25 protein-coding genes and 1 riboswitch are annotated in these 23534 nt (G+C 43.7%); of the genes, 8 read left to right on the top strand and 17 right to left on the bottom strand.

Annotation, left to right across the window (positions count from 1 at the left end):
* Positions 1 to 29: 29 nt before the first annotated feature.
* Positions 30 to 698, bottom strand: a complete 669-nt coding sequence (locus tag NST74_RS24690; protein ID WP_341114954.1) for a potassium channel family protein — start codon at positions 696 to 698, stop codon at positions 30 to 32.
* 13 nt (positions 699 to 711) lie between these two features.
* Positions 712 to 2007, bottom strand: coding sequence for a TrkH family potassium uptake protein (locus tag NST74_RS24695; RefSeq protein WP_341115967.1), 1296 nt, complete (start codon positions 2005 to 2007; stop codon positions 712 to 714).
* A gap of 134 nt (positions 2008 to 2141) precedes the next feature.
* Positions 2142 to 2323: riboswitch (cyclic di-AMP (ydaO/yuaA leader) on the bottom strand.
* A 314-nt stretch (positions 2324 to 2637) separates the two neighbouring features.
* Between NST74_RS24695 and NST74_RS24700 the strand changes: the two genes are divergently transcribed.
* Entirely contained in the window at positions 2638 to 4323 is a 1686-nt protein-coding gene (locus NST74_RS24700) for a CPBP family intramembrane glutamic endopeptidase (RefSeq protein WP_341114955.1), read from the top strand.
* A gap of 90 nt (positions 4324 to 4413) precedes the next feature.
* Here the strand turns inward: NST74_RS24700 and uvrC are convergent, their stop codons facing one another.
* Together uvrC and trxA are read right to left on the bottom strand one after the other, a co-directional pair.
* Entirely contained in the window at positions 4414 to 6372 is a 1959-nt protein-coding gene (gene uvrC, locus NST74_RS24705; RefSeq protein WP_375105298.1) for an excinuclease ABC subunit UvrC, read from the bottom strand.
* 115 nt (positions 6373 to 6487) lie between these two features.
* The gene (gene trxA / locus NST74_RS24710; RefSeq protein WP_042130884.1) at positions 6488 to 6805 is read right to left on the bottom strand and encodes a thioredoxin; all 318 of its coding nucleotides are present in this window, start codon (positions 6803 to 6805) and stop codon (positions 6488 to 6490) included.
* 358 nt (positions 6806 to 7163) lie between these two features.
* On the opposite strand from trxA, the gene NST74_RS24715 reads away from it, so the two are divergent.
* Positions 7164 to 7319 carry a YqzM family protein gene (locus NST74_RS24715; protein ID WP_094871648.1) on the top strand — a complete coding sequence of 52 codons (156 nt, stop codon included), beginning with the start codon at positions 7164 to 7166 and terminating at the stop codon, positions 7317 to 7319.
* Between the two features lie 170 nt (positions 7320 to 7489).
* On the opposite strand, the gene dnaI is transcribed toward NST74_RS24715, so the two are convergent.
* The 3 genes from dnaI to NST74_RS24730 form a co-directional block, all read right to left on the bottom strand.
* Positions 7490 to 8446, bottom strand: coding sequence for a primosomal protein DnaI (gene dnaI / locus NST74_RS24720; RefSeq protein ID WP_042130885.1), 957 nt, complete (start codon positions 8444 to 8446; stop codon positions 7490 to 7492).
* An 18-nt stretch (positions 8447 to 8464) separates the two neighbouring features.
* Positions 8465 to 10003 carry a DnaD domain protein gene (locus NST74_RS24725; RefSeq protein ID WP_341114958.1) on the bottom strand — a complete coding sequence of 513 codons (1539 nt, stop codon included), beginning with the start codon at positions 10001 to 10003 and terminating at the stop codon, positions 8465 to 8467.
* 293 nt (positions 10004 to 10296) lie between these two features.
* Positions 10297 to 10593 (bottom strand): YuiB family protein, encoded by a 297-nt coding sequence (locus NST74_RS24730; protein ID WP_042130887.1) that lies wholly within the window; start codon positions 10591 to 10593, stop codon positions 10297 to 10299.
* 410 nt (positions 10594 to 11003) lie between these two features.
* On the opposite strand from NST74_RS24730, the gene hemQ reads away from it, so the two are divergent.
* On the top strand, positions 11004 to 11756 hold the full coding sequence (hemQ, locus tag NST74_RS24735; RefSeq protein ID WP_339288012.1) for a hydrogen peroxide-dependent heme synthase: 753 nt from the start codon (positions 11004 to 11006) through the stop codon (positions 11754 to 11756).
* 148 nt (positions 11757 to 11904) lie between these two features.
* On the opposite strand, the gene NST74_RS24740 is transcribed toward hemQ, so the two are convergent.
* Both NST74_RS24740 and NST74_RS24745 read right to left on the bottom strand, forming a co-directional pair.
* Positions 11905 to 12183: a hypothetical protein gene (locus NST74_RS24740; protein WP_341114963.1), complete on the bottom strand. Its 279-nt coding sequence runs from the start codon at positions 12181 to 12183 to the stop codon at positions 11905 to 11907.
* A 1-nt stretch (position 12184) separates the two neighbouring features.
* On the bottom strand, positions 12185 to 13378 hold the full coding sequence (locus NST74_RS24745) for an NAD(P)/FAD-dependent oxidoreductase (RefSeq protein WP_042130890.1): 1194 nt from the start codon (positions 13376 to 13378) through the stop codon (positions 12185 to 12187).
* A gap of 331 nt (positions 13379 to 13709) precedes the next feature.
* On the opposite strand from NST74_RS24745, the gene NST74_RS24750 reads away from it, so the two are divergent.
* On the top strand, positions 13710 to 14684 hold the full coding sequence (locus NST74_RS24750; RefSeq protein WP_445668211.1) for an NAD(P)/FAD-dependent oxidoreductase: 975 nt from the start codon (positions 13710 to 13712) through the stop codon (positions 14682 to 14684).
* 131 nt (positions 14685 to 14815) lie between these two features.
* On the opposite strand, the gene NST74_RS24755 is transcribed toward NST74_RS24750, so the two are convergent.
* A complete protein-coding gene (locus NST74_RS24755; RefSeq protein ID WP_036685584.1) occupies positions 14816 to 14959 on the bottom strand; it encodes a sporulation histidine kinase inhibitor Sda in 144 nt (47 codons plus the stop codon).
* 314 nt (positions 14960 to 15273) lie between these two features.
* Complete coding sequence (locus NST74_RS24760; RefSeq protein WP_076119499.1) at positions 15274 to 15936, bottom strand: YheC/YheD family protein; 663 nt, start codon at positions 15934 to 15936, stop codon at positions 15274 to 15276.
* Between the two features lie 332 nt (positions 15937 to 16268).
* On the opposite strand from NST74_RS24760, the gene NST74_RS24765 reads away from it, so the two are divergent.
* Complete coding sequence (locus NST74_RS24765; RefSeq protein ID WP_042130893.1) at positions 16269 to 16478, top strand: hypothetical protein; 210 nt, start codon at positions 16269 to 16271, stop codon at positions 16476 to 16478.
* A 67-nt stretch (positions 16479 to 16545) separates the two neighbouring features.
* Here the strand turns inward: NST74_RS24765 and NST74_RS24770 are convergent, their stop codons facing one another.
* Both NST74_RS24770 and NST74_RS24775 read right to left on the bottom strand, forming a co-directional pair.
* On the bottom strand, positions 16546 to 16998 hold the full coding sequence (locus NST74_RS24770; protein WP_341114968.1) for a GNAT family N-acetyltransferase: 453 nt from the start codon (positions 16996 to 16998) through the stop codon (positions 16546 to 16548).
* Between the two features lie 103 nt (positions 16999 to 17101).
* Positions 17102 to 17461, bottom strand: a complete 360-nt coding sequence (locus NST74_RS24775; protein ID WP_042191575.1) for a HesB/IscA family protein — start codon at positions 17459 to 17461, stop codon at positions 17102 to 17104.
* Positions 17462 to 17833: 372 nt separating this feature from the next.
* On the opposite strand from NST74_RS24775, the gene mqnE reads away from it, so the two are divergent.
* Entirely contained in the window at positions 17834 to 18940 is a 1107-nt protein-coding gene (mqnE, locus tag NST74_RS24780) for an aminofutalosine synthase MqnE (RefSeq protein WP_341114970.1), read from the top strand.
* A 49-nt stretch (positions 18941 to 18989) separates the two neighbouring features.
* A complete protein-coding gene (locus NST74_RS24785) occupies positions 18990 to 20051 on the top strand; it encodes an NAD(P)/FAD-dependent oxidoreductase (RefSeq protein ID WP_341114973.1) in 1062 nt (353 codons plus the stop codon).
* A gap of 86 nt (positions 20052 to 20137) precedes the next feature.
* Here the strand turns inward: NST74_RS24785 and NST74_RS24790 are convergent, their stop codons facing one another.
* Positions 20138 to 20392, bottom strand: coding sequence for a YuzB family protein (locus NST74_RS24790; protein WP_042130898.1), 255 nt, complete (start codon positions 20390 to 20392; stop codon positions 20138 to 20140).
* An 81-nt stretch (positions 20393 to 20473) separates the two neighbouring features.
* Between NST74_RS24790 and NST74_RS24795 the strand changes: the two genes are divergently transcribed.
* Positions 20474 to 20722 carry a NifU family protein gene (locus NST74_RS24795; RefSeq protein ID WP_042130899.1) on the top strand — a complete coding sequence of 83 codons (249 nt, stop codon included), beginning with the start codon at positions 20474 to 20476 and terminating at the stop codon, positions 20720 to 20722.
* Positions 20723 to 20878: 156 nt separating this feature from the next.
* On the opposite strand, the gene NST74_RS24800 is transcribed toward NST74_RS24795, so the two are convergent.
* From NST74_RS24800 to NST74_RS24810, 3 genes are read right to left on the bottom strand one after another with little or no spacing between them, the layout of a single operon-like run.
* On the bottom strand, positions 20879 to 21736 hold the full coding sequence (locus NST74_RS24800) for a MetQ/NlpA family ABC transporter substrate-binding protein (protein WP_339288018.1): 858 nt from the start codon (positions 21734 to 21736) through the stop codon (positions 20879 to 20881).
* A 58-nt stretch (positions 21737 to 21794) separates the two neighbouring features.
* Positions 21795 to 22454, bottom strand: a complete 660-nt coding sequence (locus NST74_RS24805; protein ID WP_341114975.1) for a methionine ABC transporter permease — start codon at positions 22452 to 22454, stop codon at positions 21795 to 21797.
* On the bottom strand, positions 22454 to 23470 hold the full coding sequence (locus tag NST74_RS24810) for a methionine ABC transporter ATP-binding protein (protein ID WP_341114976.1): 1017 nt from the start codon (positions 23468 to 23470) through the stop codon (positions 22454 to 22456). Before NST74_RS24810 ends, NST74_RS24805 begins: the two co-directional genes overlap by 1 nt.
* Positions 23471 to 23534: the final 64 nt, after the last annotated feature.

Below are 23534 nucleotides of genomic sequence, written 5' to 3' on the forward strand. Positions count from 1 at the left end.
TCCAATGAAAGGACGAAGGGCTTAACTATTTATTCTTGGTTTACAACCTCATTCTCAAATCGATCAATACTTTCATTAGAACCAATGAGTACCATTACATCGCCTTCGCTCAAATGATCATGTGCCGTTGGAGCAACGATAATTCCACTTTCCCTGTTCAGGGCAACAATACTGCAGCCATACTTTGCTCTTGTATTTAAATCGGACAAGCTTTTCCCGTTCATGCAGGACGGTACGGTTAGCTCCACGATTTTATAATCTTTTGACAGTTCAATATAATCAAGCAAATTAGGTGTCACAAGCTGATGTGCTACACGAATGCCCATATCCCGCTCCGGAAAAATAACCCGGTCCACGCCCAGCCTGGACAACGCACGACCATGAAGAATCGAGATCGCCTTGGCTACAACTTGCTTCACTCCAATCTCTTTTAACAAAATAGCCGCCAGAATACTTCGCTCCATATTGTCGCCAATCGCTACAATCCCGCAGTCAAAGTTCCGTACACCTAGCGAGCGCATAATCCCCTCATCTGTAGCATCTGCCACTACGGCATGTGTCAAGTGATCGCTCATTTCCTCTACGCGTTCTTCATGGTGATCAATCCCGAGCACCTCGTAGCCCATTTCCATCAGCTCAAGCGCGAGACTTGACCCAAAGCGCCCTAAGCCGATTACTACAAATTGCTGTGCTTTCATTTCTGATTAGCTCCTATCCAATAATTATTTTACCTTCTGGATGCTTATACAATGGTTTACCCTGTTTAGGACCAAGCGCATACACTAAAGTTAATGGACCTAGTCGACCTGCGAACATAGTCAGACAGATCAGAATCTTACCGATGATAGATAGTTCAGGTGTCAGCCCCATCGTTAGCCCTACCGTGGCAAAGGCCGAGGTTGTCTCAAATAAGATCGCTAAGAAATTACTATCCTCTGTTGTGGAAAGTACCATCGACACAGAGAGGATCAATAGTAAAGCTAGTAATGTTAACGTCAACGCTTTATAGATACGCTCCTGCGCCAATCGATAACGGAACAGTACAACATCTTCACGCCCGCGCAGCATCGCGATTACCGCACCAATCATAATGGTAAAGGTAGTAGTCTTAATCCCGCCACCCGTTGAACCAGGTGATGCACCAATAAACATAAGAATAACCATAAAGAACTGAGAGGCTTGCCGGAGTCCAGCAATATCCACCGTATTGGCACCAGCGGTTCGGGGCGATACAGACTGGAAGAATGCTGATAATATTTTGCCGCCGAAATTAAGATTACCCAGTGTGCGCTGATTCGTAAATTCAAATATAAAAATAACCAAAGCACCAATAACAATAAGCCCAGCCGTGGTAGAGAGTACAACTTTGCTATGCAAAGACAATTTACGTTTTACACGAAACTCCACCAGATCAGACATGACAATAAAACCAATACCGCCGGAGACAATCAGAAACATCACCACGATATTCACTAGCGGGTCATATACATAGTCGGTTAAACTCCGAAAATCCCCAAAAATATCAAATCCAGCATTATTAAACATCGACACTGCATGAAATATCCCAAAATAAATGGCCTTTCCCAGCGGCATATCAAACGCCCAACGTATGGACAGCAGGACCGCTGCACAGCCCTCAATGACTAATGAATAAATAATTACTCTCCGGATCAGCCGAACAATCCCCTCCATAGAACCCTGGTTCATGGCTTCCTGCAGGATCAACCTGTCCCGCAAAGAGATTTTGCGTTTCATCATCATGGCAAATAAGGTGGCCATTGTCATAAAACCTAAGCCGCCGACCTGGATAAGCAACATAATCACGGTTTTTCCAAAAAAGGTGAATGTCGTCCCGGTGTCCAGCACCACAAGTCCGGTCACACAGGTTGCCGATGTCGAAGTAAACAATGCATCAATAAAACTCACAGCATTCCCGCTCGTACTCGAAATGGGAAGCATAAGCAGCAAGGCTCCTATCAGAATAATCGATGCAAAACCGAGCACCATAATCTGAGGCGGAGAGAGCTTCAGAAACTTTGATTCAGAAACTCTGCGAAACTGTGAAGCCACTATGCTCACCCTCTTATCTTAATTTAAAGAATTCCAACAAAAAAAGCACTGGAAAACCAATGCTACCCTTGGTTCCTGCAGTAAATTAGCCTACGAGGTTAGCTGACGGATTCGGACTGTGCAGGCTGCCCTATTCGTTCCTAGAACGAAATTCACCCCTGATGAATAAAGTCACCTTTTACGGCGTATACTCATCTTTTCATTACTTCTTATGGTTCCCCCGTTTTCACCTGAAATTCGGCTATATACAATTGCATACAAATTATATCTGTTATTTCGATAAATCACAAAGACACAATTAATGGTGATTCATATGAAAAATGCGGTTTGGAGAGGATGTACCAGAAGGAGTGCCTTTTCTCATCACTTTTCCGTGTTTTCCCTGCAATTGCATCGATTTTCATGAAAAATGAAGAATTGATCACTTTAAATTCATGGTATATATTCAGTTTCCTATTCTATAATATCTCTATTACCCATAAAAAGAATATACGATGATTTTTGTAACTATCATGGCACTAATACTATAATGGAACATAACATTGTCAGTTTACAAGGAGGCGTTACATGAATCCCGTTGGCCAGCCCTTACAGCAACGTGCCCTCTCCAAGAGGCTCATCATCTCGGGCATTATCGGTCTTATTCTATTTATTATGTTTCAGATTGCCCCCTCGGTGCTAAATAGCCCTGCCGGGGAAGATACTACCGTCATCAGTAAGGCGGAAGCCCGCGACAAAGCGATATCATTTGCGGAACAAAAGTTAAACTATACCAAAGCACCAAACGATCAGTGGAATGTACTTTATGAAACGGACTCTTCCTTTTATGGTTATATGTCCCGCGAGAAGCTTTTGGAGGACTACACAAAAAAGAAATTGGATCAACGGTATCCTTTTGACATTTTCCGTGCAACACTTAGTCCTTCAGCGGCACAAGAGCCTACAATCTCCGTTGACCTCAATATGTATACTGGCGCAGTTGTCGCCTTCACACAAGGAGCAGAAGGGTCATCTGCAGAATTGCCAAACAATGTAGCTGCTGGTGCAAAAGAAGAGGACAAGGGTGCTGACTTGTCTTTGGCACAAAAAGAAAATCTTGCCCGCCCCTGGCTTCAGGAATGGGATGTAAATCCCGCCAAGCTGCAAATTGAATCGAATGCAGGAAACTATGGGCTCGTATATACTGACCGTTCCGTTCAGATCGGCGAATCCTTGCTTCACTATTATTTCGATTTCGCTGACGAACAGGTATCCAGCTTTAAAGCCGGATTCACTGCTCCAGCCTGGCATACCTCCTACGTGAAGGACCAGACCTCTCTCGCAGAAAAGCTTACTCTATTCGGTTACGGTCTGCCTACCTTAGCTTTAGGAATTTTGGCACTCATCTACAGCATACTTAGAAGAGAACATACCTCCTTTAAGCGCGGAATTTTCCTAAGCTCGGCTTATTTTGTAATTATGATGATCAGCACCTATAATATGCTTCCTGAATCTTCGGGCGAAGGACTCGAGGCTCAAATCACTTCCGTCATTATGTTCATCATTTATGCCTTATATAGCCTTCTAATGTCCTCCCTGCTCTATTTCTCTTTAGTTGGAGGGGACGGCCTTTGGAAAAAAGAAGAGGGGATGAACCCATGGCCTCGTGCTAAAGAGCCTGGCTATGGTAAATACGTGCTGGATAGTATCCGGGCTGGATACGTCTGGGCATTCGTGCTGCTAGGGGTACAGACCCTTATGTTCATCGTATTGTCATTGACTTTGCAGAACTGGTCCACTACTGACGCTACTCAATCTCCTTACAACATGAGATATGCTTGGCTGCTGCCTATCGTTGCATGGCTCGCCGGGTTATCCGAGGAAGCTATTTATCGTTTTTTCGGAATCCCTATGTTGAAAAAAGTGTTCCGGAGCACGTTCATCGCTTGCCTGATCACCACGCTGGTATGGGCGTTTGGTCATACACTTTATCCGATCTACCCTATCAGCTCCCGTCCTATTGAGCTTACCGTGATCGGGCTGCTCTTCAGCTATATTTTCCTTCGTTACGGCTTTATTGCCGTCATGTTCAGTCATGTCGTGTTTGACAGCATTCTGATGGGCGCTACGCTGATCTTTATGAAGGAAAGCGTGAATGTCGGAGCAGGTATCTTCGCGATTATCATGCCGTTCATAGTCGCCTACATTGTCTACCGGTTTAATCCACCGCAAAAACCTGATCCGAAGCCGGTTGAACCGAAATCTATCATTTAAAGAAGTAACGGGTGGATACCCGATAATAAAAAAGGTGTCACAGCAGAAACCTGCTATGACACCTTTTTTTTGTATTTACGCAAACACGCCCTATGTCGCCGGCTCTTCATCCTTGAGCGCCTCAAGAATTTGACTAGCCAGCTTTTCGCCAATAGAAAGTGATTTAAAATCCTCTATGGAGGCTTCTTTAATTTTCTTTAGCGATCCGAAATGCTTAAGCAACGCCTTGCGCCGCTTCTCGCCTATACCTGGTATGGAGTCCAGCTTAGAGGTAACCATGGACTTCCCGCGCTGCTCACGGTGGAAGGTGATAGCGAACCTATGCACCTCATCCTGAATCCGTTGCAGCAGGTAAAACTCCTGACTATCCCGAGCTAAAGAGACGGGTTCTGGCGGATCTCCAACCAGAAGCTGAGCCGTCTTATGCTTGTCATCCTTAACGAGACCGCAGACCGGAATGAATAACCCCAGCTCGTTCTCCAGAATATCAATAGCTGAAGAAATCTGCCCTTTACCACCATCGACTACGATAAGATCTGGCATCGGAAGGTTCTCTTTCAGCACCCGTTCATACCGCCGCCGGATGACCTCGCGCATCGTTCCATAATCATCCGCACCCACTACTGTACGAACTTTATATTTACGATACTCTTTTCGCGCGGGCTTGCCATCAATGAAGACAACCATCGCAGAGACCGGATTGGTCCCCTGAATATTCGAGTTATCGAACGCCTCGATCCGGCTTAAGCGTTCGAGCCCCAAGCTCTCGCCTAAGCTCATTGCGGCACCAGAGGTACGTACTTCATCTCGTTCAATAAGCCGGAACTTCTCGTCGATTGCGACTGTAGCATTTTGGCAGGCCATACCGACCATCTGCTTCTTGAGTCCACGTTGTGGCACCAGCACTTTGATGCCGAGCCACTCCTGTAGAATAGAGGCGCCACCTGCGGCATCAACAACACCTGCTGCTGATGCTTCCGCAGCGGCGATTTCACGTGCCTCAGCTTCTTCAGGTGATTCGGGGGTATCTTCCCCCTTTTGTAGCTCTTCTTCAGCTGGAGCAGCAATGACAATTGCCGGTTTAGCTTCTTTATCAACCACTGCTTCCTCGTCAAGCACATCCGGTAGAAGAATCTCCTGCGGCAGGGCAGGATTATCACTGTAATACTGCGTCACATAAGACATAAAGTCACTGTAGGCTTCCCCATAGAAAGGAAAGACGGAGGAATGACGCTGGATCATCTTCCCTTGTCTCATGTACAGAATTTGTACACACATCCATCCCTTATCTACGGCATACCCAAATACATCGCGATCCTTAGTATCCGTAGTGTTGATCTTCTGTTTCTCCATTAATGCATCAATATGGATAATTTGATCCCGCAGTTCCTTCGCCCGCTCAAAATATAATTCCTCAGCAGCTTCCTGCATTTTCTGCTGTAAGTCCTTCTTAACCGCATCATGCCCTCCGCTTAGAAAAGCAGCGATATCTTGCGTAATCTGCTCATACTCAGATTTCTGCACTTCCTTCTCACAAGGCGCCAAGCATTGGCCCATGTGGTAGTAGAGACAGACCTCCTTCGGCATTACGCCGCATTTACGGAGCGGATACATACGGTCGAGAAGCTTTTTCGTTTGCTGTGCTGCATAACCATTAGGATAAGGACCAAAATATTTTGCTTTATCTTTAATCACCCGGCGTGTAACTTCAAGCCGAGGGTGAGCTTCATTCGTTATTTTGATATAAGGAAATGTCTTATCGTCCTTCAGAAGAACGTTATAACGTGGCATATGCTTCTTAATCAGATTGCACTCGAGAATGAGCGCTTCCATGTTGCTGGACGTAACAATATATTCGAAGTCAGCAATATTAGCGACAAGTCGCTGAGTCTTACCATTATGACTGCCTGTAAAATAAGAGCGAACCCGATTCTTTAGTACCTTCGCCTTGCCCACATAAATAATGGTGCCTTCTTCATTCTTCATCAGATAGCACCCGGGCAGATCGGGTAATAGAGCCAGTTTGTTGCGGATATTGTCCAAATTGATCCCCTCCAGCTAAATTGGACCCATGATTAGTTGGCTTTTAGCGCACAAAACGCCTCCGGAATGAACCGAAGGCGCTGAGCGGCAGGGCCGAGGCCCGAACAGTAGCATTTAACAATTATTGATGTTTAGCTACGATATTTTTCAGGGATTCTTTGGAGTTCAATCCCACAACTTTATCTACCGGTTGACCGTCTTTGAAGAAGATCAGGGTTGGGATACTCATAACGCCAAAACGAGAAGCCGTTTCCGGATTCTCATCCACATTCAATTTTGCAATCTTCACGCTGTCTCCCAGTTCTGCGGACAATTCGTCCAAGATTGGAGCAATCATCTTACAAGGACCACACCAAGGAGCCCAGAAGTCTACTACTACAGTACCTTGACCTTCCACTTCGTTACTGAAGGTTTGGTCAGACACGTTCACGATAGCCATGATATTGTTCCTCCTCTAAAGTTTTACGAAACATTAATCCATTCTAAACCAAAGCTTAGTTTATGGAAGCTGCTCCGAAAATATAAGTTAATAAATTGTTTCATGTAATATGATAACCAAATTACCACTTACCGACACAATTCCAGTATAACATATCTTTAAGGGATATGTTATATATCACATACAATTATATTGCCCTCAAACTAATTTTATTTACGTTACTCTTTTCTTTACAATCTCCCCAGCCTTTCGGTATACTCTAAGAAAGCGCATTAAATGTCAATGACTTATTTCATAATGGTCAACTTAAATTGCATCTTAACAATACAGGCATTGTCCCTGTAAGGAGGCAGAAGCTATGGATGTCAACGCGCAAGTACGGGACCCACGAGAACACATCAACGAAGAACCCCGCAATGATCTAGGCGATTTAATGAATGGATTTTTCGGAATGACTGCATTTATGACCGTTGTCTTTTTCGGCATGGTCATCATTAAGTTCATTTCGGAGTAAGGGAATCATCGTAATATAAAAAGAGGCTGTCTCAAAAGTAGCGAATGCTGCTTAGGGAGGCTTCTTTTTTTTAAAAAAAGTAATTAGAGAAAGAAAACAGAGAACAGCGACCCTCCAATAAACGGAGAATCGCTGCTCTCTCTGAATTTTAAGGTTTTGAATACTCCAGCTTATCTAATTGTCCCCCGTTGATTCTCCCCGTGCAGTGGAATAACATCCACAAAAGGAGCAATACGATCCATCAAACGTTGGCCTTTATAGATTTCCTCGCCATCCTTGCTTGTAAAGCTAAGATGTTTCTCCAAACCATCGAGCGGATAATTCGAGGTATAGAAGGTTGGTTTACGGTTCATCCGATAATTTAGAATCGCGCCAAGCACGTGATCACGCGCCCATGGATTTAAGTTCTCTGCACCAATGTCATCAAAGATAAGCAAATCGCAGTTTTTCATCGTATCCACGGTTTCCTTTAACTTCTGGCCGTCCATCATGATCGATTTTAAATCCTCGATAAAATCCGGCATATATACGATAACTCCAGTATAGCCGGCAACAGCAAGCTCATGAAGTAAGTAACACATCAGAAATGTTTTACCTGTTCCAAAGGTTCCGTGTAAATAAATCCCGCGTGAGGTCAGACCTTCATCTTTAACGCTCGTAATATAATCAAATATTTTATTAACCGCCGAGACCCGGCGTGGATCCTTGCCCATAATATCTATTTCATCATAACCGCCATTAAGCACACGCTCGTCCACATAAAAGCTGCGAATACGTTTGCGGATACTATCCTGACTATCCTGTGCCACTTTAAGACGGCATGGCGTTTTGCGTTCATATAAATCCGTTGAACCATTCACAGTCTCTACCGTAAGTTTACTATAATGCCCCGGAAAATCATTTGGACATTTCTCAAGTCCCGGACAGTTCGCGCAGTTGCGACTTTCCTCAACATATTGATACAGACGGCTCATATGAAGCCGCAGTCGCGATTCATCCAGCTCAGGATGTTCGGACTGCAATGCCTTCACAAGTGGATGATTGAATAACCCCTGTTCAAGATCGCGTTGACGCTGCCGTAGAGTTGGATTGTTGATCGAACGAAGTACATCGCCCATAGACTCCATAGTTCCACCTCTCTTTCATTACGGCGCTTGGGAAACGCCTTTTTTCTTGCTGGCTTTAATTTCTGCCGCTTTCTTCATCATCGCCGCGAATTCCTCTTCCGATACCGTTCCGGCACTTCCATCGTCCAGCCCAATCGGTATTTCCGGCTTGGCCGATCTGCCTGTATTTTTAGCATATGAACGTGATCGTGGTCCTGCTGCCGTGTTAGTTGTGGCACCCTTGCCCTTCACTTTGGACTGATCCCTGATATATTTTACAGCCTTCTCGTAGGTGTTCACTTGTTTAACCAGCATATTGGAAGCAATAGCCTCCACAAAATTGCGGTTCATTCGTTGTTCTCCACCTGAGGCTACCATAGTCATTAAATAATGAATAAGTACGTTGATCACTTCACCGCTTAGCTTATAGTTCAAATCTATTTTCTCGAACATATCCATCAAATGACTGGGTACTGCACCTGGGAAAAAGGTTTGAAGCAGCCGCGTATAAGGTTCGTTCCGCAGCATCATATTATATTGGTGAATGTCGCATTTGGACAAAAATTGTGGTGGTACTTCTACATAAAACTCCATCTCTACAGATTGCTCTGGTGGCGCAATAGAATCATCATTCTCTTCGGAGGCACTAGCCCGGATGGAAACAACCTTAGCAGCTGCAATTTCACGCTTTTCCTGCCGTTTCATATCTTGCCTGAAATGCTGGCTGGCTTTATATTGAAGTGCATCCAATATTACCTCGCCTTCCGGCGAGAACACGCCATCTTCATCCAGCAGACGACATAAATCCTGCGGACTGAGTTCATACTTATGAGCTACATAGTTAATAACACCCATTTGAGTATGGTCAAAGCGAAGTTTTTCTACATGAGCCCGGTTCACAGACTCCCGTGGAAAACGCAAAATAATATCGCTATATCCAATCGCCTGTTCTCCGGATTCACGCATGCCGGGCTGACGCACAGAGGCCACTTCTGCAAGTGCCTGTTCCAGTTCATAATCAATGACATGTGTATTCAGTTGAAAAATATCATAAAAAGGCACGGAAATATTCTCTTTGCCTATGGATCTGCGACTCCACTCTTCTGGCTCTCGGTTCCAGAATTGTTCCCGTAAGGACAGCACAGCGAATTTGCCGATCTTATCGCGTAATAGCAACGTCAAATGCTGAGTAGCAAAAAAGTCAGCTGGCGATAGCGGCGGCATAAGCTCATATTCATATAAGTAATCATCGGTTTCCGGCACATAGATTCGACAGGTCTGCAGCAGACCTACCGCTTCTAACCGGGAAGCCTGATCTATTAAATATTTGCGGCCTTTCTCATTCGGTTCAACGCCTAGCGTCATAAATAATCTGCGCTGTTGCTCCACTCCAGAATAGCCAATGCTATCTGCTGGCACATGTTCAACCAGCAAGCGATAGAAACTGATTGCAAAAGCTCCTACCATAGGTTGATACACAGAGCTAAGCATACGTCCATCTATAACACTAAGACCAAATTCGCGGGAAACGCAGTACCGATGATGTTCGGTGAAATGATGTAAGTTACTCATGCGCATCTACGGATACCCCCTTGTTTTCACGAATTCATACAGGATTCTATTCTATCATAAAAAACGTTGCCGGAAATGTAAATAAACTACCAATTCCGACTCTTTTCGCTATATAATCAGCTTTTTCTTACGATTATCTACCTCTATTAAACAAGAAGAAACGGCTTCGCTGTCCTCTGGAAGAGGAAGGTTCCGTTTCTCGCTGAATTTCAAAATTGATTCTTAGCGTAGAACTAAAAAGCTTATATGTTCAAAAAAACGACTCTCACATCAGAGCCGCAGGTCTTCCAATTAAATCTTTAAAACATCTTGTAACCGCCAAAGCGCAGTTTTTGAATGGTCCATCCACTCAATATAGCACCTGCAAGACCAGCAACACCCGTTAAGTAATCAACAAAGTGGAAACTGGAGAGATGCTCCCAAAGCGACATCGCGCTTCTATCCCAAATGGAATAGACTACGACGGGTAGAATAATAAGAACGAATAGATAAGCGGGAAACCAGGTTGTCTTCATTAACATGTTAAGAATAAATCCAATACCAAACATCATCACAAAGAATAAAACGGTTAGGATAAACACTGGAATAAACCCCATGTTACCGCCACTACCCCTTTCTATAAAGAAGCGCACATCTTATACGAGCTAGTAGTAAGTTTACTAGAAAAAATGTCACGAAGCAATGAACTTTATTCAAATTTAGGCCTAATTCACTTACAACAGATTGTCATCATTTGCTCTAAGTAACTCGATTGCGATACAATGCATATAGATTAATGAATCGTACATAGTCTATGATGCAGGAGCTTCGTAGCAAGTTTTACACGATGTTATTCAGCGAAGCTTAGGCTTCGTAAAACTAAGTGTATGCTTTCGATGCAAGTTTTACGCGAAGTTATTCAGCGAAGCTTAGGCTTCGTAAAACTAAGTGTATGCTTTCGATGCAAGTTTTACGCGAAGTTATTCAGCGAAGCTTAGGCTTCGTAAAACTTTTAAGGAGTGAGATCATGAACGAAGCCGCTATGACACTGGAAGGCTGGTATGCATTGCATGACTTCCGCTCACTGAACTGGACCGCATGGACGGCAGCAGATGATGAAGAACGTGCCGTTGCTCTGGAAGAATTACATGCTTTTATGCAGGAGTGGAGCACTGTCGAAGAAGCGAAGGAAGGCAGCTCTGCAGTATATTCCATCGTTGGCCAGAAGGCCGATTTCGTAATGATGTTCTTGCGTGAAAGTTTGGAAGCTCTGAACCAGCTTGAGACAGCCTTTAACAAAATAGCTTTTGCTCAATATACAACTAAAGCCTATTCCTACGTAAGTATTGTTGAATTAAGCAACTACCTTGCGGGGGGCAGCGATGGTAGCGACCCTATGCAGAATCCACATGTCATCGCACGTCTAAAGCCTGTTTTGCCGCAGGCGAAGCATATTTGCTTCTATCCAATGAACAAGAAACGCGAGCTTGCCGATAACTGGTATATGCTTGATATGGATAAACGCCGCGAGCTGATGGCTTCTCACGGATTAATCGGACGAGGTTATGCTGGTAAGGTGAAACAGATTATCACCGGTTCCGTAGGTTTTGATGATTGGGAATGGGGTGTAACCTTGTTCGCTGAAGATCCGCTGCAATTCAAGAAGCTGGTCTACGAAATGCGATTTGACGAAGTCAGTGCTCGCTACGGTGAATTCGGACCTTTCTATGTCGGCAACCTGCTGACTGAGGATTCTTTTGAGGAAATGCTTAAATTGTAACAAGCAAAAACGCCAGCGTCCCAATAGGACGGTAAGCATTTATGCGAGAAATATAAGGATAATGTATAATGTGAAACTTATACTTTCTTATATTTTAACAAAAAGGGTGAGTCTCCAGATCGTTATGGAGACTCACCCTTTTTAAATGCTATAACGAGGTTCCTGCTTCCTCATCCTCTTCGCTGTCATCTTCATCATCATGCAGACTTTCCAAAAATTCGGCCGTAGCCCGGTCACGCGCTCGCCCTTTTTCCTTTAAGCGTTCAATGCCAGGGAGAATGAGCAGATCAATTTCCTTTTGAACAACATACGCTAGATCGTACTGATTCTGATCCTCCAGATAAGATCCAACCTCAATCAGTCCGTTGTATCGGTCCAATTCTTCTCGGGTCAGCAATCCACGCACCTGCACGCTGCAGTGACGCATCTTATAAGAATCTTCCTTTTTTCAGAACCAGCGGAATCCCACCGATAATGAACAAATAGCGCATATCCACAACTTTTTTCAATTGAGCTGCAGTCCAGCCCTTGTAAGTTTTGCTGCCAACTACAGCAATCCCTTGACCTTTACCTAGAGAAGCTACTGTTCCTTTATTGCTGAATGCGAATTTCTTTGGTTGTTGATTACGGATCGCAGCCACCAAATTATGTGCACAGCATTCTCCTTGTTGCATAGCAATTTGTGCTGTTGGCGGGTAAGGACGTCCTTCTGGGTTAATCATCAAGGAGCCGTCTCCAATAATGAAGATATTGTCTTGGCCTGGTGCACGTAAATATTCATCTACTTTCACACGACCACGCATAGCTTCAAATCCTGCAGCTTCAATCAGACGATTTCCGCGAATTCCGCCTGTCCAGACAATAGTAGAAGCTTTAATCTCTTCGCCTGATGCCAGAATTACACCGTTTGGTAGGCATTCCTTGATCGCAACGCCCATCTTGAATGTAACACCCTTCTTAGTGAGCAGGTTCATCGCATACTCAACAAGTTCAGGAGCAAATCCAGGCAGAGCTGTTGGAGCAGCTTCTATGTTATATATATTTACCATGCTTGGATCAACGTCAAATTCTTTACACAACCCAGGGATGCGGTCCGCTAATTCGGCCACAAACTCAATTCCGCTAAAGCCGGCACCACCGACTACGAAATTGATATGCTCCTGAGCATTGTTCTCGTTCTTGTATTTGGCAAATTGATACTCAATATGTTCACGAATCAAACGAACGGAGTTAATGCTCCGGATCGTCAGTGCGTATTTATCAAGTCCTGGGATACCGAAGGTTTCAGGCTCTCCGCCCAAAGCAATGACGAGATAGTCATACGAAAGAGTACCATCCTCCAAAATAATCTTTTTCTGCTGGGTACGAATTTCCTGAACAGATGACTTAACGAGATCGATCTTGAATTCATCGATTAGTTTAGAAATAGACACCCGAGTGTGTTCAATACTATCTGTACCCGCAGCAGGCATATGTAGATGGGTAGTAAAATAGTGGTACTCGTGACGGTTTACGAGCGTGACATCCGCTTCATTATAGTTCAAAGCCTTCTGTAAGCGCTGTGCGGTCAAAATACCCCCATAGCCCGCGCCTAAGATTACGATTTTGGGAATACTACTCATGTTCCGGCTCCTTCCAAGAGGTAAATCTGTCTTTGTATTTTTTATTGAAACAATGTACGGTCCTTTTTGTGAATTTATACACTTATATTTAGAAGAAATTCCAATCAAACTTAAAGGATTTCTAAATTGACCATATCCATTGTAAACCTTAGTGTAGTATTAATCAAACATTAAAATACTAAAAAACGTCACATTCTTATTGTGTTCTAAAGTCTTTCTTTGCAGGTATGTGTCACAATGTTTATAATAAGAAAGAATACAAGTATGGCAAAATGAATATATCAACTCGGAGGTGTAATATCCCGTGACACAAGAGCAATCCGGCGTTCCTATGAGCGACCTTTTAATCATAGGTGGCGGTCCAGCTGGCATGTTTGCCGCATTTTACGGTGGGATGCGTCAGGCATCAGTAACACTTATTGAAAGTATGCCCCAATTGGGAGGACAACTTGCTGCACTTTATCCTGAAAAATACATTTATGATGTAGCAGGTTTCCCAAAAGTAACTGCACAAGAATTGGTTGACAACCTGACACGGCAAATGGATATGTTCCAATCGAATATCCGGCTGGAGGAGAAAGTAATTTCTGTTCAGAAACGGGACGAACGCCATTTTGTAGTTACAACTGATGTAGCAGAATACCACAGTAAGGCTATTATCATCACAGCTGGTGTAGGCGCTTTTGAACCCCGCCGTTTAGAACTGCCAGACGCAGGACGGTTTGAAAAAGCCAACCTCCATTATTTTGTGAATGATTTAAATGCCTTTAAAGATAAAAAAGTTCTGATCAGCGGTGGCGGAGATTCCGCAGTAGACTGGGCGCTAATGCTGGAGCCGATCGCGAAGCAGGTAACCCTGATTCACCGCCGGGATAAATTCCGTGCGCATGAACACAGCGTAGAGAATCTGATGGCTTCCAAAGTTAACGTAATTACACCTACTGAAATTACAGAACTGCATGGTGACGAGTTCATAACTAAGGTTACCTTATCCCATATCAAAACCAAGGAAACACAAGAGATCGAAGTCGACAGTGTAATCGTCAATTTCGGATTTGTTTCCTCGCTAGGACCTATTGCAGAATGGGGTATCGATATTGAAGGAAACTCCATTGTCGTTGACTCACGTATGGAAACAAGTATTCCAGGTATCTTTGCGGCCGGTGATATCACCACATATCCGGGTAAGCTAAAGCTAATTGCTGTAGGATTCGGTGAAGCTCCAACGGCTGTGAATAACGCAAAAGTCTATATCGATCCGGAAGCTAAGCTTTCACCAGGTCACAGCAGTAATATGAAACTCTAATTCTATCTACTACAATAAAAAAGGGTATTCTGATAGGCCTATCAATAGCAGCCTATCAGGATACCCTTTTATGTTTGTGACTCGCGGTTTATTTATATGTAGCCAGCTACAAAGGTATACTTTGCGCTCTTTTAATGAAGAACCGCATGAACTGGAGAGTGTAAGTTTCGTTTGCGAATCTCAACGAGTAGAAGAGCGATGAAATCATGCTCTAGTTGCAATTCTATCGCTCTATGGTAAGAGTCTAGAAGCATCTCATCGGACAATTCAACCATAACGTTCATCTACCTTTCCTGTATTTGGATCTGAATCTATCATATCAAACTATCATTTTTCGAACAAGCGTTCGTGTTATCCACAAGTACATGTGGAAATCCTGTGTATAATATGTGCGTAAGCGTTACAAAGGTGATAACTGCACAGTGGAATATGGGGATAATAGTTATACACAGGATTGAACCACTTGTATACAGCTAAAAATATATTTTTATTGTAAATAAATTACAATATAATTTACCCCAAAAGAACGCAACTAAACGCAATTTTATCTCACTACTCTATTATCGTCAATTTAAAAATATTTGTTAATTTACTGAGGTCTTGTATTAACCTCCAAAATCCATATTTTACCTGAATAATCCACAGCATAATCAAAGCCCAGTTCACCTATTCCCGGGAAGTGCCGCTCCATTAGTTCAATACATACAAGTGTTAGTCTACGCATCTCCGCTTTCTTCGCCGATGCTTTCATCCGGGGCAACGATCTGCGAAGTCCTTCACGACAAGAAAGCATCGTACCACCTTTACATAAATTGGTTACGAACAGGCCCGGTCGAGCTAATCTTCCTACCATGGAGCGAAACTCCCATACAGCACCGTTTTTCACTACCTTGACCCGATAATCAATAGGACGCCCGCCAATCCTGGCGAGAGAAATCCCCTGTTGAATCAAATATCTGCGTCTGACCTTGACGAAATGGAGCGCCCGTCTCATGGATCTGAAATCCTTGTAAATTCGAGTTCTGTCCATATAAGTAAATCCATAACCTCGGCTATCCCGAAATACTTTGATTACACCGTAACCTCCGCCACCAACTATAGGTTTAATAACAACATTTCCATATCTCCGGAGCATGGCTAACAGTGAGTCAGCCGAATACACCCTCGTCATTGGTATATAATGAGAAACCCTCGCGTCACTGAGCAATGCTTCTGTCTTTAACCATTTGCTAGCCAACTGTCTTCCCGACATCGTCCTTTCCCTCCTTTCACATTCCAGCCTACCCTATACATTACTCAGAAGAGGTCCCGCCCTCTTGTATGATTGTCCGTATAGGAAGAGGCTATTAGCAAAAAGGGCTTAGAGCTTGTATCGACAACAATCTCAGCCATGCATAGTTAGATTGCAGATTTTGAAGAATCTTATCGCTGAGCGTTCGACATTTTAATCGTAATGGATGAGTTCACTATAACTAGAATAATCTTCAAAATCGTTGTATTATTAATAGCGGTTACATTTTCAATTCTAACTATATAATTATGTCTCAGAGGTTCTTAAAAAAAACAGCGCGGGGAGGGCTCGGAATGGCTCAGTTTTTCGAGGTATTATATTGGGTGGCCATGCTTGGGATGTCCATCGTATTGGCTGGAACGACTATACTGATCTGCGCTATTGGCTTTAAATTCATTAAAGACAGACGCAGAGCATTGGGTGCTGGCTGTATTGCCTTTTCCCTTGGAGCCGCAGCGCTCATCGTGTTTATGATTAATTACAAGTTCATTATTCCAGCCTAAGTGTACCCTGAAACAAACAGAAGCCCTCTCACGGAATTCCGTCGGAGGGCTTTTGTTTGTATTGTACTCATATATCTAATGAAAGACGGATCATATCTACTACTTTAATCCCATTCTCAACAATCTCTTCACTATAATGTCTGATAAAAAAGTCTTTATCGATTCCGGTAATTCTAAATCCACTTTTCTGATAGAGAGCCAGCTGCCCTACACTTGAATTCCCGGTACCCACTTCAATCGTCTTCGCACCAAGTAATCTCGCATTCTCAATCGCATGATAGACCAACCGTTTTCCTATTCCTTTACTTTGCTGCTTCTCATCAACGGCTATATTCACTAGCTCTACGGTCTCAGGCCTCGTTTGTAGCAAAACATAGACACCAATAATGCAATTTTCTATTTCAGCTACAAAACATTGACCTCTTTTTAAATACGCTTCAACAAGACTTTGTGAAGGATCGGCTAATAACAACAGATGCAAAGGGGGTTGTTCTTCTGCGTTTAATTTCCTTATCAGCATGCATAGAGCTCCTTGTGATGACTTTTGTCATTGAGAATAAAAAAAAGCCTCCAAGCCCGATGTTCTAGAACTCAACATAGGACCTGGAGGCGTGTCGTTGCAATTAGCAAGGCTCTTCGTTCGGTTTCCCTGCATCCGTAGCTGTCCGGAAGCTTGAGCCGCAGCCGCAGGTTGCAGTAGCGTTCGGGTTATTGATGGTGAAGCCGCCCGTCATGCCGGATTCTTCAAAATCAATTTCGAGACCATCAAGGTAACGAAGATTCTCTTTCTCCACGACAACCTTCATTTCTTGGATGTCCATATATACGTCCTGATCGGTTTCATTATCATCAAAGCCCATAGCGTATGAGAATCCACTGCAACCGCCAGGCGTTACCCCAATACGGAGGAACATGTTCGGCACTTCTTGTTCAGCAAGCATCGCCTTCAGTTGTTCTGCTGCCTTTTCGCTAATATTAATCATGATCATATCCTCCTATAAATTAGATTCACTTCATAAGAAAAACTTATGTTTAAGAGACCTTCCGGTCAAAAGTTGCTTTCTTAAAAATATATACTTAATAAACTCAGTATAACCCACTATTCCATTACCCTCAAGTCACAACTGCCTTATGCTTGACCTATCACCCCAAAATAAACCATCCATATCCAGCTGTTGATCCCCATATAAGAGAGGTTTATAATAAGGAAGGCAAACATAAGTAAAAATTCGGAAATTTGTCACGGAGGCTAACCCTCCGCTTTATTTTCATGAATGAACAGCTACCGTCTGGGTAAGTCTGGGAATTATCTGCGGGCAATGGACCCCGTAAAACTTTCAGGAGGAATTCATAACATGTCTACTCTTTTCACCCCCCAAACAGACGCCCGAATGATGAACATTATTGAAAAAGTTCGCGGCGGCGAAAGATTGAATTTAGAAGATGGCGTTTATTTATATCAAAGTAACGACCTACTTACCATTGGTCAATTAGCAAATGAAGTTAATCTTGCAAAAAACAACAACAGGGTATATTTTATCGAAAATATGAGTCTATATTTCACCAATGTTTGCGAATCACATTGTGCATTCTGCAATTTCCGCAAAGATGATGGAGAAGAGGGTGCTTATACCCTATCCGGTCAGGAAATGGTGCAATATGTCGAACAGCATATTCATCCAGGTGTACGCGAATTCCATATCGTGGGTGGGCATAATGACAAGGTTCCTTTCCAGTATTATGTGGATTCTTTAAAAGCCTTGAACGAACGTTTCCCTGAGGTAACCTTAAAAGCATACACAGCAGCTGAGATCGATTTTTTCACCCGAATTAGCGGATTGAGTATTCGTGAGGTTCTGGAACAACTGCGTGCGGCAGGTCTTAAAACACTTACCGGTGGTGGCGCAGAAATATTATCCGATCAATACCGTAAAAAAATGCGCGTTGATAAAGCTAATGTGGAAGAGTATCTGGAAGTTCACCGTACAGCACATCAGCTTGGCATGAAGACCCATACAACGATGCTCTACGGCTCCATTGAGTCTCATGAAGACCGTATTCGGCACATGATGCAGATCCGCGATCTGCAAGACGAGACCTCTGGTTTTATGGTATTCATTCCATTATCTATGCAGCCTAAGAATAAGAATGCAGGGATTATGCGCCGCAACTCCGCTTATGAGGATCTGAAGACAATTGCGATCAGCAGATTGATGCTCGATAATTTCGATCACATCAAAGCATACTTCATTAATATCGGCCCTCAGCTAACTCAGGTTGCGCTGAACTTCGGTGCTTCTGACGTACATGGCACCATTCTTAAAGAACGTATTAGCCATGCGGCTGGCGCCTTAACACCTGAAGGCCTCACACGCGATGAATTGATTTGGTTAGTAAAAGGGGCTGGACGAATTCCAGTAGAACGCGATACGTTCTACAATCCGATAAAGGTATACGAATAAAAGACTACCTTAGATCCGTTATCCTATATTGAAAGGAAGTTCGGTCAGCATGAGAACACTACTCGTTCTGGGCGGCGGCTATGGCGGCTTGGCCCTCATTCAAGAATTGCTCAATAATCATCTTCCTCAGGATATTGAAATTATCTTAATTGACCGAATGCCTTATCAAGGAATCAAAACGGAATATTATGCACTTGCCGCAGGTACAGTAACGGACTATCACTTGCGGATTCAATTTCCGGTTCATCCCCGTCTTACCATCCGTTACGGTGAGGTGAGTTCCATTGATTTGGATAGCAAAATCGTTACAATGGAGCCTGACGAAACGGTGTCTTATGACATTCTAGCCATTGCGCTAGGCTGTACTGACAATTACCATAACATCCCTGGGGCTGATCAATACACTTGCAGTATCCAGACCTTTGCAGGGACCCGGGAGACTTATCAACGCTTAAACGATGTGAAGCCTTATGGAACGATAAACATTGTTGGCGGTGGACTAAGTGGAGTGGAATTGGCGGCAGAGCTTCGGGAGAGCCGACCAGATCTTAATATTGCTATTCTGGATCGCGGTGAACGTGTCTTGTCTGCTTTTCCGGCGAAGCTGTCACAGTACGTGGAAGAATGGTTTCATCACCATCAAGTACAGACGCTGGGACGTGTCTCTGTATCCCACGTTGAGAAAGATGCGCTTTTTAACGGTGCAGAAGAAATTCTTTCAGATGTTACGGTATGGACAGCAGGGATTCAACCCGTGAAGGTTGTTCAGGAATTAACAGTACCGAAGGATCGCGGAGGACGGATCATTCTGGACGAGTATTATCGTATACCTGATTATCCGGAAGTGTATGTGATTGGCGACTGTGCCAGCCTGCCATTCGCTCCAAGCGCACAAGCTGCAGGAGCGCAGGGTGAGCAGGTTGCTCAGGTTATTCAAGCCTTATGGCGCGGCGAGACCCCTAAGCTTCATACTATTCGTCTGAAAGGTACCTTAGGCTCGCTAGGCAAGAAAGCTGGATTTGGTCTGATGGGCCAACGCTCCGTTAAAGGACGGGTTCCACGTATTCTCAAGAGCGGTGTGCTCTGGATGTCGAAACGCACTTTAGGATAAACCTAAGGGCTGCTCTATTCCGTATTTATAACGGAAAAGAGCAGCCCTTTATTTTTTTCTAGAAAAAATATATGTTGCGCGACTACTTAGTCAAGGTCTATATTGAACCAAGCCTCTAGCTCTTTGATTTTGGCAGAAATCTTTTCTTCTAGCTCGTCAACAGTATCTGCTGCTACGATGTCTCCTTCGACCATGGCGAAAGGTGTTAAATAACATTCCCCACAATTGTTCAGGCATCCGTATTCGATTACATCGTAATCGGGATTTTCCTCCAGCTTATGCATTAGTTTGTCTGTTCCGTGACCCATGTTACTGGCACAAAATTCAATAATTGGTCTCATGATGATCTCCCTGTTCCGCCTAACCATTTTATTTTTTAACTTTTTGTACTATAATGAACTTACGAAAGGAGTGATTGAGAAATGAGTGAGAATGCACAAAGCACCGAAATGTATGATGAAGTATTGGAAGTGCTGGATAAGCTTCGTCCGTTCCTACAACGCGATGGCGGCGACGTTGAACTGGTTGATGTAGAAGACGGCATCGTTAAGTTGAAACTTATGGGTGCCTGCGGCAGCTGCCCAAGCTCCACGATCACCTTGAAAGCCGGGATTGAACGCGCTCTTCTTGAAGAAGTAGAAGGCGTACAAGAAGTTATGCAAGTATTCTAATCCCATTCAATATCATTCCCGATCCTCCTCTTCAGGAGATCGGGATTTTCTTATTATAGTGGATTTACCCTTCTCCTACAACATACAGCATAAAACCCGCATGCCATTAGGCAGCGGGTTTTATGCTGTAATTAGAGAGCAAGCTAGCTCTCTGTCTTAAAATGCTGGAATGATCGAGCCTTTGTACTGCTCTTCAATGAACGCTTTCGCTTCTGGAGAATTCAGTGCAGCGGCAAGCTTTTTGATTGCATCGGAATCTTTATTGTCAGGACGAGCTACCAGGATGTTAGCATAAGGGGAATCCGTACCCTCGATGAACAAAGCATCTTTAGTAGGAACCAGGTCAGCTTCTAAAGCATAGTTAGTGTTAATCAATGCAAGATCCACTTCATCTAATTGACGACCTAACATTGCAGCATCTAGCTCGATGATTTTAAGGTTTTTCTTATTTTCAGTAATATCCGCTTGGGTAGATGTGATGTTGGTATCATCTTTTAATGTAATCAGACCATTTTTAGCAAGCAAGATTAGTGCACGACCACCGTTTGTAGCATCATTCGGGATGGCAATTTTCGCACCGTCTGCCAATTCATCGATGGATTTGATTTTTTTAGAATAAGCACCAAAAGGTTCAACATGAACAGCTGTTACCGATACTAGATCCGAACCGTTCTTTTGATTCTGGTCATCTAGGTAAGGCTGATGTTGGAAGAAGTTAGCATCCAGGTTCTTCTCTGAAAGCTGAACGTTTGGTTGAACATAGTCAGTAAATTCTTTGATTTCCAAAGTAATTCCTTGAGCTTCAAGCAATGGAGCAATAGCTTTTAGGATCTCTGCGTGTGGAACAGGTGAAGCACCGACCACCAATTTCACTGGTTCTGTAGTTGATCCATTTGCAGCACCGTTGTCTGGCGCACTAGTGGCAGCCGAGTTAGAAGCATTATTGTTATTGCCGCAAGCAGCCAGCACCACAACCAGTGTCAGACTAAAAAAAGTAAGTAGTAATTTTTTCATTTTAAATCCCCCTCTTATCCTTGGTATTTGTATGAATAAGGCTATATATGGACGTACCTTATTTCCGTGTGAAATGTCGTACTAGCCGATCACCAGCCATTTGTAGCAATTGCACCAGTATGACCATCAAGACTACTGAGATAATCATAACTTCCTTCTCATAACGGTAATATCCGTAACGGATTGCTAGATCCCCTAGACCACCGCCGCCTACCATCCCGGACATTGCCGTATAGGAAACCAGTGTGACCAGTGTGATCGTAACTCCAGCGAGCAGACCTGGACGAGCCTCTGGCAAAAGAACGCGCATAACGATCTGATTCGTAGATGCTCCCATCCCTTGCGCCGCTTCGATTACTCCGCGATCTACTTCTCTTAACGCCGTTTCCACCAAGCGAGCAAAGAATGGAGCTGCACCAATCACCAGCGGTGGGATCGTACCGAGTACTCCGATAGAAGTTCCAACAACGGCTTTGCTAAATGGAATTAAGGCTACCATCAAAATGATAAACGGTACGGATCGTAAGATGTTTACAACGAATGATAAGACCGAGTAAATTACTCTGATTACTATACTATGCGATCTTCCCCATAAATACAATAGAATTCCGAGTGGTAAACCAAGAATAATTGTGAACAATCCGGAAAATATTAACATTTGCAAGGTAGCAACAGTAGCATCCATCATTTCTTGCCAGTTTAAATCTGCGAAATTCATTACGAAATCACCTCCACTTCAAGACCTTGAGCGGTTAGTTCGGCTATTGTCACAGCAATCGCTTCAGCTGGACCCTCGAACCTTACAATCATTTGTCCATAAGGTACGTCTTTAATCGTTGAGATGGTGCCGTGCAAAATGGCAAAGCTAACACCTGTTTCTCGTACTACATTGGAAAGTGCGGAGCCGTAGGTCTTTTCTCCGAAAAAAGTAATTTTGACGGCTTTAGAGTTGTCCCCAGCAGCAGCGTCAAGCGCCGTACGAAGGGGTCCCTCATTCTGTGACTCACTACGGATGAAATCGCGAGTAACTTCATGCTGCGGTTTTAAGAATACCTCCGTAACTTTACCTTGCTCAACGATACCACCACCATGAATAACCGCAACACGATCGCAGATACTCTGAATCACGTGCATTTCGTGAGTGATCAGCACAATAGTCAGATGGAACCGTTTATTAATATCGAGCAATAGCTTAAGGATAGAGTCTGTCGTTTGTGGATCAAGCGCAGAGGTTGCCTCGTCACATAGCAGCACATCAGGATCGCTGGCAAGTGCCCGTGCGATGCCGACCCGTTGCTTTTGCCCTCCTGATAACTGAGATGGATATTTATCCCGGTGTTCTTCAAGCCCTACTAGGGCAAGCAAGTCTTTTACTTTTGTATCAATAGCTGCTCTCGAAGTGCCTGTGAGTCGCAGAGGAAAAGCAATATTATCGTACACTGTCGCAGATGATAGCAGATTGAAATGTTGAAAAATCATCCCAATTTTGCGCCGCTGTTCCTGCAGCTGACCTTGGGTAAGCTTAGTTAGTTCAATACCATCGACCCAAACTTCCCCTTCTGTCGGGCGTTCCAACAAATTAATGCAACGGATCAATGTGCTTTTTCCCGCCCCTGAATGCCCAATGACTCCGAATATTTCACCTTTCTCGATAGACAGATTCAATCCGGAAAGTGCTGTGGCCGCATGGCTGCCTTTTCCATATACCTTTGTTATTCCTTTTAGATTAATCAACGATCATCGCCCCCTTTATATTTCACTTATTCCATACAAAAAAAACCTCTGACGATCGATGCAG

This window comes from Paenibacillus sp. FSL F4-0125 (assembly GCF_038008565.1).
In the GTDB taxonomy this organism is placed as follows: domain Bacteria; phylum Bacillota; class Bacilli; order Paenibacillales; family Paenibacillaceae; genus Paenibacillus_AQ.

What these genes read in the sequence shown, in the direction of transcription:
- hemQ (WP_339288012.1), top strand. Translation starts at nt 11,004, where the DNA reads ATGAACGAAGCCGCTATGACACTGGAAGGCTGGTATGCATTGCATGAC.
- trxA (WP_042130884.1), bottom strand. Translation starts at nt 6,805, where the DNA reads ATGGCTATCGTGAACGTGTCTGACCAAACCTTCAGTAACGAAGTGGAA.
- NST74_RS24800 (WP_339288018.1), bottom strand. Translation starts at nt 21,736, where the DNA reads ATGAAAAAATTACTACTTACTTTTTTTAGTCTGACACTGGTTGTGGTG.
- NST74_RS24740 (WP_341114963.1), bottom strand. Translation starts at nt 12,183, where the DNA reads ATGCGTCACTGCAGCGTGCAGGTGCGTGGATTGCTGACCCGAGAAGAA.
- NST74_RS24690 (WP_341114954.1), bottom strand. Translation starts at nt 698, where the DNA reads ATGAAAGCACAGCAATTTGTAGTAATCGGCTTAGGGCGCTTTGGGTCA.
- NST74_RS24785 (WP_341114973.1), top strand. Translation starts at nt 18,990, where the DNA reads ATGAGAACACTACTCGTTCTGGGCGGCGGCTATGGCGGCTTGGCCCTC.
- NST74_RS24770 (WP_341114968.1), bottom strand. Translation starts at nt 16,998, where the DNA reads ATGCTGATAAGGAAATTAAACGCAGAAGAACAACCCCCTTTGCATCTG.
- NST74_RS24715 (WP_094871648.1), top strand. Translation starts at nt 7,164, where the DNA reads ATGGATGTCAACGCGCAAGTACGGGACCCACGAGAACACATCAACGAA.
- mqnE (WP_341114970.1), top strand. Translation starts at nt 17,834, where the DNA reads ATGTCTACTCTTTTCACCCCCCAAACAGACGCCCGAATGATGAACATT.
- NST74_RS24700 (WP_341114955.1), top strand. Translation starts at nt 2,638, where the DNA reads ATGAATCCCGTTGGCCAGCCCTTACAGCAACGTGCCCTCTCCAAGAGG.
- NST74_RS24750 (WP_445668211.1), top strand. Translation starts at nt 13,710, where the DNA reads ATGAGCGACCTTTTAATCATAGGTGGCGGTCCAGCTGGCATGTTTGCC.
- NST74_RS24765 (WP_042130893.1), top strand. Translation starts at nt 16,269, where the DNA reads ATGGCTCAGTTTTTCGAGGTATTATATTGGGTGGCCATGCTTGGGATG.
- dnaI (WP_042130885.1), bottom strand. Translation starts at nt 8,446, where the DNA reads ATGGAGTCTATGGGCGATGTACTTCGTTCGATCAACAATCCAACTCTA.
- NST74_RS24745 (WP_042130890.1), bottom strand. Translation starts at nt 13,378, where the DNA reads ATGAGTAGTATTCCCAAAATCGTAATCTTAGGCGCGGGCTATGGGGGT.
- NST74_RS24790 (WP_042130898.1), bottom strand. Translation starts at nt 20,392, where the DNA reads ATGAGACCAATTATTGAATTTTGTGCCAGTAACATGGGTCACGGAACA.
- NST74_RS24805 (WP_341114975.1), bottom strand. Translation starts at nt 22,454, where the DNA reads ATGAATTTCGCAGATTTAAACTGGCAAGAAATGATGGATGCTACTGTT.
- NST74_RS24695 (WP_341115967.1), bottom strand. Translation starts at nt 2,007, where the DNA reads ATGGTGCTCGGTTTTGCATCGATTATTCTGATAGGAGCCTTGCTGCTT.
- NST74_RS24755 (WP_036685584.1), bottom strand. Translation starts at nt 14,959, where the DNA reads ATGGTTGAATTGTCCGATGAGATGCTTCTAGACTCTTACCATAGAGCG.
- NST74_RS24795 (WP_042130899.1), top strand. Translation starts at nt 20,474, where the DNA reads ATGAGTGAGAATGCACAAAGCACCGAAATGTATGATGAAGTATTGGAA.
- NST74_RS24725 (WP_341114958.1), bottom strand. Translation starts at nt 10,003, where the DNA reads ATGCGCATGAGTAACTTACATCATTTCACCGAACATCATCGGTACTGC.
- NST74_RS24775 (WP_042191575.1), bottom strand. Translation starts at nt 17,461, where the DNA reads ATGATTAATATTAGCGAAAAGGCAGCAGAACAACTGAAGGCGATGCTT.
- NST74_RS24730 (WP_042130887.1), bottom strand. Translation starts at nt 10,593, where the DNA reads ATGGGGTTTATTCCAGTGTTTATCCTAACCGTTTTATTCTTTGTGATG.
- NST74_RS24760 (WP_076119499.1), bottom strand. Translation starts at nt 15,936, where the DNA reads ATGTCGGGAAGACAGTTGGCTAGCAAATGGTTAAAGACAGAAGCATTG.